The sequence below is a fragment of the Variovorax sp. 01T439_2 genome (genome assembly GCF_056398445.1).
Window position 1 is genome coordinate 1 of the sequence record NZ_JBFTPJ010000121.1, and the last position, 9,177, is coordinate 9,177.

The 9,177-nt window shown below is 66.2% G+C and carries 9 protein-coding genes; 1 reads left to right on the forward strand and 8 read right to left on the reverse strand.

What is annotated here, in order from left to right:
• The 8 genes from AC1DOC_RS08335 to AC1DOC_RS08370 form a co-directional block, all read right to left on the reverse strand.
• The coding region (locus AC1DOC_RS08335) for a DUF5666 domain-containing protein (protein WP_478129652.1) at window positions 1-1,189 on the reverse strand (1,189 nt) is incomplete at its 3' end.
• Window positions 1,186-2,028: a DUF6502 family protein gene (locus AC1DOC_RS08340; protein ID WP_012747935.1), complete on the reverse strand. Its 843-nt coding sequence runs from the start codon at window positions 2,026-2,028 to the stop codon at window positions 1,186-1,188. The genes AC1DOC_RS08340 and AC1DOC_RS08335, both read right to left, overlap by 4 nt.
• A gap of 119 nt (window positions 2,029-2,147) precedes the next feature.
• A complete protein-coding gene (locus tag AC1DOC_RS08345) occupies window positions 2,148-2,663 on the reverse strand; it encodes a GspH/FimT family pseudopilin (RefSeq protein WP_012747936.1) in 516 nt (171 codons plus the stop codon).
• 13 nt (window positions 2,664-2,676) lie between these two features.
• On the reverse strand, window positions 2,677-5,802 hold the full coding sequence (locus tag AC1DOC_RS08350) for a pilus assembly protein (protein ID WP_012747937.1): 3,126 nt from the start codon (window positions 5,800-5,802) through the stop codon (window positions 2,677-2,679).
• Window positions 5,803-5,848: 46 nt separating this feature from the next.
• The gene (locus AC1DOC_RS08355) at window positions 5,849-6,415 is read right to left on the reverse strand and encodes a pilus assembly PilX family protein (RefSeq protein WP_230537823.1); all 567 of its coding nucleotides are present in this window, start codon (window positions 6,413-6,415) and stop codon (window positions 5,849-5,851) included.
• On the reverse strand, window positions 6,412-7,584 hold the full coding sequence (locus AC1DOC_RS08360) for a PilW family protein (RefSeq protein WP_012747939.1): 1,173 nt from the start codon (window positions 7,582-7,584) through the stop codon (window positions 6,412-6,414). Before AC1DOC_RS08360 ends, AC1DOC_RS08355 begins: the two co-directional genes overlap by 4 nt.
• Window positions 7,581-8,180: a prepilin-type N-terminal cleavage/methylation domain-containing protein gene (locus AC1DOC_RS08365; RefSeq protein ID WP_012747940.1), complete on the reverse strand. Its 600-nt coding sequence runs from the start codon at window positions 8,178-8,180 to the stop codon at window positions 7,581-7,583. Before AC1DOC_RS08365 ends, AC1DOC_RS08360 begins: the two co-directional genes overlap by 4 nt.
• Complete coding sequence (locus tag AC1DOC_RS08370; RefSeq protein ID WP_012747941.1) at window positions 8,174-8,584, reverse strand: type IV pilin protein; 411 nt, start codon at window positions 8,582-8,584, stop codon at window positions 8,174-8,176. Before AC1DOC_RS08370 ends, AC1DOC_RS08365 begins: the two co-directional genes overlap by 7 nt.
• A 303-nt stretch (window positions 8,585-8,887) precedes the next feature.
• On the opposite strand from AC1DOC_RS08370, the gene AC1DOC_RS08375 reads away from it, so the two are divergent.
• Window positions 8,888-9,148 carry a hypothetical protein gene (locus AC1DOC_RS08375; protein WP_012747942.1) on the forward strand — a complete coding sequence of 87 codons (261 nt, stop codon included), beginning with the start codon at window positions 8,888-8,890 and terminating at the stop codon, window positions 9,146-9,148.
• Window positions 9,149-9,177: the final 29 nt, after the last annotated feature.

Genomic DNA, 9,177 nt, shown 5'->3' on the forward strand with positions numbered 1-9,177 from the left:
CGGTGAACGCGACCGGCCCGCCCGTTCCTGGGACATAGCGAATTCGCAGCTTCTTCACCACCAGCACGCCGTTGCTCATGAAGCCGTCGAGTTCCACCTTGACGCCGTTGCCAATCGAACCCACCGGGCCACCCGTGACGATGGCATGGGAGGCATCGACGGCCGTGCCCAGCACCTTGAAGGCATTGAGCCCGCCGTAGTTCGTGATGACACCCGCCAGCTGCACCGCGGCGGCGTTCTGCGTTGGCACCGCGTACCAGCCCTGCACCTTGCTTGCAGCGAAAGTGCCCAGCACCGGCGCAGCGCTGCCGCGCACGCGGACGATGGCGCCCTCGGCCAGCGTGGAGGCGTCGATGCCGCCCGAGAATGTGGCGCTGCCGTAGCGCACCGTGAGCTGGCCCAGCGTGAATTGCTGGGCAAGCCGGTCCAGGTTTTGCACCGCGCCGGTCACCAGCGGCTCAGCCGAAGCCGGCTTGAGTTCAACCCGCGTGGCACGCAAGCTGCCCGGCGCCGAGGGCAGGCCCCAGACCTGCACCACGCCGCCGATCGTGAGCCCAGCCAGGCTGTTCGCGCCGCTCCAGACCGTGGCGTTGTCGATGGTGACCGTGGTGCCCATCACGGCGAAGCTGCCGCCGACGGCATCGATGGCCGAGACGGCACCGCGCAGCTCGGCAGCCGAATCGACCTGCTGCGCCGTGGCCGCGGTGAAGTCGCTGTCGATCTTGCCGGCAATGCGCACGCTCATGCCGATCTGCAGTTCGGTGGCGTCCTCCAGGTTGGTGCTGGCGGTATCCGTGTTGTAGCGCACGCCGTTCAGGATGATGCTGCCCAGCCCGCCGACGGAGCCGATGCCGGTGGCGTCGGCGGTGCTCACGCCGGTGCCGCCCGAGCCCACGCCCGAACCGTCGCCGCTGCCGTTGCCGGCGGTGCTCGTGCCGTCGGAGCCGCCTGCGGTGCCTGTGCCGYCCGTGTCGCCCGTGCCACCTGTACCGCTGGTGCCATCGGTCCCGCCACCTCCCGTGCCCGCGCCATCGCTTCCAGAACCCGTCGCGCCGCTCCCGGCAATGCCGGCCAGGCTGCCTGCCGAACCTCCGCCGCCGCCGCCACCGCCGCACGAGAGCAGCAAGGCCATGGCTCCGGCAAAGAGGATGCCGCGCATCCATCGGAAGTGGTGGTTCTTCATCATCATCGTGTTCCTTTGTCCCGCGGGGCGGGGACGGGAGGCGCGCCGGGCGCCGCCTCGTCTTCATAGTAGGTGTAGATCCCGACGCGCATGCGCCCCTTGGCGCCCTCTGGCGCCCGGTCGACCGCGCGGTTCATCTCGCCCGCCAGTTCCAGGTGCAGGGCCGCCCAGCGCTCGCGCACCATCTGGTGGATATTTTCACAATCCTGAAGGGAAAGGCCGCGCGCATACACCGAGCGTTCGAGCATGCGGGGCTCTTCGCCGAGCGTGTTGGACACCGCCGCCAGCAGGTGGTCGCGGCCGTTGTCGCCAAGGAATGCCAGCATCGACTGCAGGTCGTCCACCGGCACGAAGCCGTTGGCCTTGAGCTCGGCATAGCCGTCCTGCTCGGTCACCATGTTCAGGCGCACCAGCTCGTCGAGGATGGTTCGATGGTGCACGTTGCCGCGGCTGCCGAGCCTGGCCACGGTCTCGAAGGAGGGCGCATCGTCGCCCTCGGAGGTGATCGGCAAGCGCTGGAAGGAATGGTTCTGCGACACCATCTGCAGCCACAGCGTGAAAGTCTTGGCCGCGGCCGAGATTTCGGTGTGGGGCAGGGCGTCCACGGTGTCGCGCACCTTGGCCGTCACGGCCTTGCGGTTGAGCCCGGTGGTGACGGACAGCTGGCTGATATTGGGCTTTGCCACCCCCTGCTGGCGCCAGGAGCGCTTGGCCTCCTCGAGCAGCAGGTCGCGCAGCAGGACTTCCAGGTGCGGGTGCTTGACCCCCATCGCCAGGGCGAGCCTGACCACCGGCCGCAGGATGCGGGCGCAGGCGGCCAGTGCCCAGTCGAGCTGGTGTTCCATGAAATGAGGCGTTTCTTCTGATGCGATTGCGGTGCGGCCGCCGGGACTGAAGGGCCCCCGGGCCGTCGATCAGTGCACTATTGTCCGCGTCGCCGAGGATCGCACAAAAAAGGCCTCATTCATGCGGCGCAGCTTCCTGCATCGGTCCGCGTGACAGAGGAACGGCCAGTGGCGCTGATCTTGACCAGCCGCTTCGGGGTACCCAGCGGGGTAGCCCGGCAGATCGTGAAGTTGGCCGCGGTGGCGCCGACGCCGGTCCCTTCGAAGGCGAGCGCGCTGAGGCCGCCGCTGTCGCGGATGCGGTAGCCGCTGGCGGCCGCGGGCTGCTTCTGGATGACCGTGGGTGTCGCACCGCTGCTGATGATGATCCAGCCGGCCTCCCATTGACCGTCGGTGGCGCAACTGGTGCCGTTGGACGAGGCGCACAGCGTGACGGGCGCGTTGCGCTTGATGGCCTCGCTGCGCGCGAGCTGGCTGCCGGCAACGAGATCGGTCGCGTAGGAATTCAGCCGGGTCGAAAGCCTTATGTAGTCGAAGGAGGGAACCGCCACCGACACCAGCACGATCAGCACCACGAGGGTGACCATCAGTTCGATGAGCGTGAAACCGCGAGCGCGCGTGCCGGCCATGGCCATCCCTTTTTTCCTTTTACTTCTGGATGAACCAGTAGACGCGGCCCTTGGGCTGCTTGAAGGCGGCCTTGACCGTGGCGCCCTTCGGGCTCAGGAACGAGTCGGGATTGGCGCCGATCACCACGTCGCGCAAGGTGTCGCCCACCATGACCCGGCCGACCACGGGCGATGGCGCGAGACCGCCGCCAATCACGTTCTGGAAGCGCGCGCCGTTCTGCCCCGTGGCGTCCAGGTACGACAGGTTGTAGACGTTGGCGGTGCCCAGGTTGGAGCGGCACGACTGGCTCACGGCCGGGTCGGTGGGCGTGTGGGTGTTGAAGGTCGTGTTGCCATAGGCCGTGACCGACGAGGTCACCACCTGCTCGCCGGCCGCAAGCGCGAGGTACCAGCCCTTCTTGGCCGCGAGCTCGGTCGCGGACGGCGCCGTGGTGCCCGTGATGGCAAAGAGCGAGTTATGGCACAGCAGCGAGTTGCCGTCGCAGTGGCTGGCCTCCGCGGTGAGCCAAGCGGTGTCGGAGGGCTTGTCGACCAGCATGTAGAAGCGGTTGGAAACGCTGAGCGCGGCGGAGTAGGAGCGCAGCGGCTTCTCGCGGTCGCCCGAGCCCAGCAGCAGCACGTACATGCCGTTGTCCTCGACCACGTCGGGACCGAACATGAACTTGCGGTTGGGCGTGCAGGCGGTCACGGTGTCGCTGCAGCCGAGCGAGGCGATCTTGACCATGCTCCAGCTGGCGGGCGCGCCGCTTCCGATGGTGATGCGGTACACGTTGCCGCCCAGGTCGGCCGCGTAGGCGAACTTGGCGAGGCCGGTGCTGTCGTTCACGATGGTGACCTCCCCGCTGACCGCGCGGACGGTGTCGAAGGTCTTGAGGACGTCGCCCGTGCTGGCGTCGAGCACATAGATCTTCTTGCCCTTGGTGGCCGAGCCGCAGGCGCTGGCGGGCGTGGTGGTGTCGACGTCCTCGCACTTGTCGTAGCCGCCGCCGAACATCACCATGGGCGTGTTGCCGGCGCCATAGCCGCTGGCCTTCACGATCTTCGGTGCCGACCAGGTCTGGCCGATGCCGCTCATGTCGTTGGCACCGCTGTCGCAGCCCGTGTCGTTGTCCTGGTTGGGGCAGCCGCGGCGCCATTTGAGAACGGGCGTCGCGGGGTTGGACACGTCGAACGCATAGATCAGCCGGCCGCCGCGGCGCATGCTCGCATAGAGCCATGCCGACGTGCCCTGGCGGTAGGCCGCCATCGGGCCGTCCATGCCATAAGGCTTGGGCGCGGTGGCGCCCACGCTCACCGGAATGCCCGGAAAGTTGATGCGCGTGGTGTTGTCGTACAGCCGCTTGATGCTGCCGTAGAACTCCGGCGGCACGAAGGACCACAGCTCGCTGCCGGGCGCTGCCGACCCGATCGAGGTGGCCTGGTTGCCGTTGACGGCGCGCAGCACGCCATCGTTGGCGCCGTAGAACACCACCACCTGCGCGTTCGCCAGGTCATCGCTGCCGTAGTTGATGGCCACCGGCCTCGAATGCACCACGTCGCCGTGCACCGAGGGGCGCATGGCGGTGGTGGAGGTCAGGGGATTTCCGGTGGTGTCCTTGCGCTCGTCGCCCTTGTTGTCCAGGCCCCGGAGCCAGTTGATCAACGCGGTCCGTTCGGTGGTGGTTTGCGCCCCAAGGGCCGTCGACGTGATGCCCGCATTGCCATCGGCGAAGGTGGTCAAGGCCGAGCAGGCGCCCGGCGCGCAGGTCATGACGTTGCGGTCGGCCGTGAGCACTTGGCGCAGCATGTAGGCTTGCGCGCCTTTTTCGACCACGTTGCCGTCCGGGCTGTCCGAAGCGCGAAGGTCGATGGTCGTGTCGCTGCTGATGCAGTCGCCAGAGGGGTTGAAGCTCCAGTAGGTGTTGCGACTGGTCGGCGTCCAGAAACTCCGCGCGCAAGGTGCGATGAAGCCGGTCTGGTTGTTGATGGCGTTGGCGCCCGAGGCGTCCTGCAGGATCAGCTGGTTGCTGCCATCCACGCCCAGCTTGTATTGCTTGAGATTGCCGTTCCAGCGCGGATAGGCGGAATCGTCGGGGCGGAACATGCCCACGAACACCTGGTTCAGGTAGGTGCCCTGCGTGTTCACGCTCACGGGCAGGCTCACCGACGAGAACACGCTGTTGACCGACTGGATCTTGCTGAAGATATCGTCGAGCGCATCGCTCAGCGCCTTGCCCAGGTTGGGATTGGTGGAAATGTCGTAGTACTCGCCCTTGCTTTGCTCCGACATGCTCTTGAGCAATGCAGTCCAGCCCGGCCCCTGGCCGCCGCTGGCCGTCGCGGCTTCGACGGTGTAGACCTTCACGCCCATGCTGCTTTGCAGGAACCTGGCCCATTCGTCGGCCACGTTGTCCTGGGAACCGCTCGGGTTCAGCGTAATGGCGGTGGTCGTGCCGCCCGCGGCGCGCAGGGCATCGGTGGAAGTCGTGGTGTCGCTGTTGTTGTCCTGTGCGGCACCATTGCTGATGTAGATGACGTAGGTGCCGATGCAGTTCGCGGTGTTCGGGGCGTTGTAGGTGGTGCTGCCGATTGCATTCAGCGGATTGCCAGGGAGCGCCCAGATTGCCCTGGATGCGACAGATCCAGCGGATTCGTTTTTGCCCTGGCCGTAAGTGGAGACATTGCCCCTGTAATCGGCCTTGAGCTTGTTGTTGCCGGCCAATGGAGCCTGGCCCGCCAGATAGCGGTAGACCTCGGCCATCATCTTGCCGGCCTTGCCGCCGTTGGACTTGTCGGCACCCACGTCGAGGTTTCGAATCAGCGCGCCGTACTTGGGCTTGCTGGCATCGTCCATCAGGCGGATGCCAGCACGCAGATAGGCGCCGTCGACATTCGAATTGCCTCCTCCTGTTTCGGTGAACATCATCACCCCGACCTTGAACTTGCCCGAGGACAGGCTTTCGAAGGCGCTCGCCAGCGCGTTCATTTCAGCGGTGAAGAGCGGGGTCCAGTTGGCCGTGTTGTCCACCACGAACAGCACATTCGGCGCCTCCGTGGTGGTCTGGTTGTAGCCGACGAAAAGATCGATGTCTTCCGCCTGGGCCGAGCCCAGGCCGAGCATCAGCATCGCAGCGGCGCAGAGCGACCGGAAGAAGTTCTTTTTCATGATTGCGATCCGTTCGTCGTCGTGATCATCGGGAGGAGGGGAATGGCTATGAACACAGCGCCAGGAACTGCTCTTTGCTCAGGAGCGCGCGCACGCCCTGGCGAACCGAGGTGACCGTGCCGCTCACGGCATCGGTCACGCTGGTGCTGATGTCCCACACCGAGTTGTATTGGTCGGGCAGCGCATTGAGGCCCGAGCCGGCGGTGGATGCCCCGCCGCCGATGCCGCCGGGTCCCACCGCGCCGCCGCCGCCGGTATCCGTCGACTTGGTCGCCCGCACGCAGGTCGGCGGTGCAATCTGGACTTCGTAATCGATCGTGCCGTCGTTGTTGATGTCCACCATGCTCACGGTGCGCTGCGGCGCCGCAAGCGAAGGCGAGCCGTCCACGCCCGGCAGCAGCAGCGAGGCCGCCACTTCCTCGATGGCGCGGTTGGAAGCGGCCACGGCTTCGTTCCGGCTCTGCATGTTGCCGACCGACTTGAGGTTGGTGTTGCTGAGCGTGAACCCCGCCGTCACGGCCAGCGTGATGAGCACCAGCATGATCAGCCCGACGATCAGCGCCGCGCCGTCCTGTCGCCGGCGCATGGTGGAGTGCGTTGTCGATGGCTTCACGGCGTTTCCCTGCGTCCGGTCACGTTGGTCATGCGGATCGCGGTGGTGAACGCATGCCGCTTGTAGTGGTCGTTGAAGGGGCCGAGCGATCCGCTTCCCATGTTGTAGGTGCGCGTATCCGTGTGGCCGGGAGAAATCTCCAGGCTGCGGGCGACCACATAGAGCTTGACCGCCGCCACGTTCATCAGCTGGTCGGCCGTGCAGGGCAGCGCGGTGCTGCAGTGCACGAAATCGCCATCGGGGCTTCCGTCGCCGCGATTGGTGGGCGTGGACCTGTTGGCCACGTCGGCCCAGTTGATGGCTTGGGCGTAGTTCACGAGCGCGCCGGTTTTACTGAGGGTGTCCAGGCCCAACTCCACGCGGAAGCCTTCGATGCCCTCGATGAGGGGAACCGGCGGCTGCTGCGCCAGGCCGGTGGCCGACAGGTCGAAGCGCGAGCGGGCCAAGGTCGGAATGCCATCGCCCACGGTCTCGGCGTAGGTGCGCACGTAGTAGATGTCGGAGATGAACTTGCGCTTGGGCGCCGGCGCCGTGCAGTTCTTGGCCAGCATGGTGGCAAAGCCCGCCGTGCTGAGATCGAAGTCCGAGGGCTTCTGCGTACCGCAGAACGACGACTGGAAGTAGAGCTTGCCCAGCGTGTCGGCTTCGCAGTTGGGCGCGCCTGGCACGCAGGTCTCGGCATGGCGCACCACCAGCACGTCGGTGCCGGCTTTCTGATTCGGCAGCAGATCGGTGCAACTGGCGGGCACCGCGGCGTAGGCCTGCACGGGCATATCGAGCAGGCTGCGCTTGTAGTCGTCGGTCCAGTTGGCCGCCGAGTAGGCCAGGCAGGGATCGGGCGCCGTGCCGGTGGGCACCTTCTGGGGCACGCCACTGACGGTGAGGTCGTCGAACTCGGGCATGTAGTTTTCCCAGAAGCCCGCGTGCGAGACCTCGTTCTCCAGCACGAAGATGCTGAGGCGGCCGCTCTCGATCTGGCGATTGACCCTGACCATCTCGCGCTGGGTGTTGTTCACGTTGAGGAACAGCGCCAGCAGCGCGGCCACGACGATCAGCATGATGGTGATCGCCACCATCAGCTCGATCAGCGTGAGGCCGTGCTGGCGCAGCGAGGCGCGTGTCCGCCGGGCAGGGCGCTGAACCGCGATCGCGAAGCTGGCTTGGCTCATGAGAGATTCCCGATGCGCACCAGCGTCGTCACGGTCCTTCGGCACCTGTCGCTGGAACAGGCCGGCGCCGGTTCGCTGGCCGAGGCCGGGGCGGCCGCATCGTACAGGTCCTTGCCGCAGGGCACGCCCTCCGGCGGCGCGGCGGTGGGCACCAGGCCCTGCCAGGCGACCGTGATCAGGTATTCGTTGGTGCTCAGAGCCTGCACGCAGCCGCGGCCGCCGATCATCGCGCCAAGCTTGGTGCCGCTGGAGGTTTCGGCGGCGCCCTGCAGCGCGTTGCACCACTCCTTGACGTCGACCTGCAAGCGCGTGGCGGTGGCCGTCGGGCACGTGGCTCCGGCGCCCAATGGCGCAGTGGTGACGTAGCTGGAGGCCATGCGGCGGTTGATCTCGATCCGGCTGGCCATGTCGTTGAGCAGGATCAGCGCCTGCGAGCGCTGGTAGGACTCCATCTCCGACGACTGGAGGCGTGCTTGCAGGCCCACGAGCCCGAAAAGCCCGAACGAGACGATCAGCAGCGTGACCAGCACCTCGAGCAGCGTGGCGCCGCGCTGCCCTCGGCCGTTCGGTGCGGCAGACAAATGGCGCCTCACCATTTGCCCGCCGGCGTCTTGACGCCCTGGTTGTTGAGGGTGAGGTCGCCATCTCTCTGCTGGCTTCCCGTGGGGCTGAAGGTCAGGAGAAAACTGGGCACCTGTGTGCCGGCGTCCTGCAGCGTGATGGTGTAGCCGTAGTTGGCCGCAACCTCCGCGGGCAGCGTGTAGCCGCTGGCCGCGAGGGCGTCCTTGGTGGCGTAGCTGCGGTTGGCCAGCAGGAACTGCTGCTGGCGGTTGGCGATGTCCATCATCTGCGCCTGGGCCGCCGAGCGCTTGGACCGGATGATGTACTGCTGGTAGCTGGGATACGCGATGGACGCCAGGATCGCAATGATCGCCACCGTGATCATCAGCTCGATCAATGTGAAGCCATTGCGCTTGCGCGGGAACGAGTGCTTTTTCATTCAGCTGGCCATCAATGTTTCACAATGTTATTTATGTGAATTTATCACATACAAATGTGAATAGGGGGCATTCCATGCTGATCCATTCGAGCGCCGCCGGCAAGGTGTTGCACCTTTGGAGAAACACTTCAGCAACATTCAACAACCGAACGGCGGCCCTGGGGCGAGGAAGCTTCCGACTGACGGACGCTGGCCTCGTCCTACGTGCGGGACCGGGGTACCTCCCAGAATGGGTTCGTTCCAACTGGTGTTCTGGTGTTCTTCAGGCACCCCAAGCGAACAGAGAGAGAGGAGTCGATCGACATGAATAGAGCACCCGGAAGCCTCGGTTCAGGCGACGGATCGCGGCCCACCACCGACGGCGGCGTGGACAACATCGGCGCGGGCGAAAAGTTCGCGGCCGGTTCCTCGGCCGCCGGCGAACAGGACTCGGCACCGGCGCCGGCCGAGCGCATGGCGCGCAAGCGCAAGAACGCGGAGGCCTCGCGCCACGACGATTCCGCGCCCTTCGGGCTGCGGGAAGACCTCCGGCCCAAGACCAACCAGGAGCCGTCCAAGCCCTGAGCGCTTGGATGGCCTGAGGAGCCCAAGAT

What these genes read in the sequence shown, in the direction of transcription:
- AC1DOC_RS08340 (WP_012747935.1), bottom strand. Translation starts at nt 2,028, where the DNA reads ATGGAACACCAGCTCGACTGGGCACTGGCCGCCTGCGCCCGCATCCTG.
- AC1DOC_RS08345 (WP_012747936.1), bottom strand. Translation starts at nt 2,663, where the DNA reads ATGGCCATGGCCGGCACGCGCGCTCGCGGTTTCACGCTCATCGAACTG.
- AC1DOC_RS08350 (WP_012747937.1), bottom strand. Translation starts at nt 5,802, where the DNA reads ATGAAAAAGAACTTCTTCCGGTCGCTCTGCGCCGCTGCGATGCTGATG.
- AC1DOC_RS08360 (WP_012747939.1), bottom strand. Translation starts at nt 7,584, where the DNA reads ATGAGCCAAGCCAGCTTCGCGATCGCGGTTCAGCGCCCTGCCCGGCGG.
- AC1DOC_RS08365 (WP_012747940.1), bottom strand. Translation starts at nt 8,180, where the DNA reads ATGGTGAGGCGCCATTTGTCTGCCGCACCGAACGGCCGAGGGCAGCGC.
- AC1DOC_RS08370 (WP_012747941.1), bottom strand. Translation starts at nt 8,584, where the DNA reads ATGAAAAAGCACTCGTTCCCGCGCAAGCGCAATGGCTTCACATTGATC.
- AC1DOC_RS08375 (WP_012747942.1), top strand. Translation starts at nt 8,888, where the DNA reads ATGAATAGAGCACCCGGAAGCCTCGGTTCAGGCGACGGATCGCGGCCC.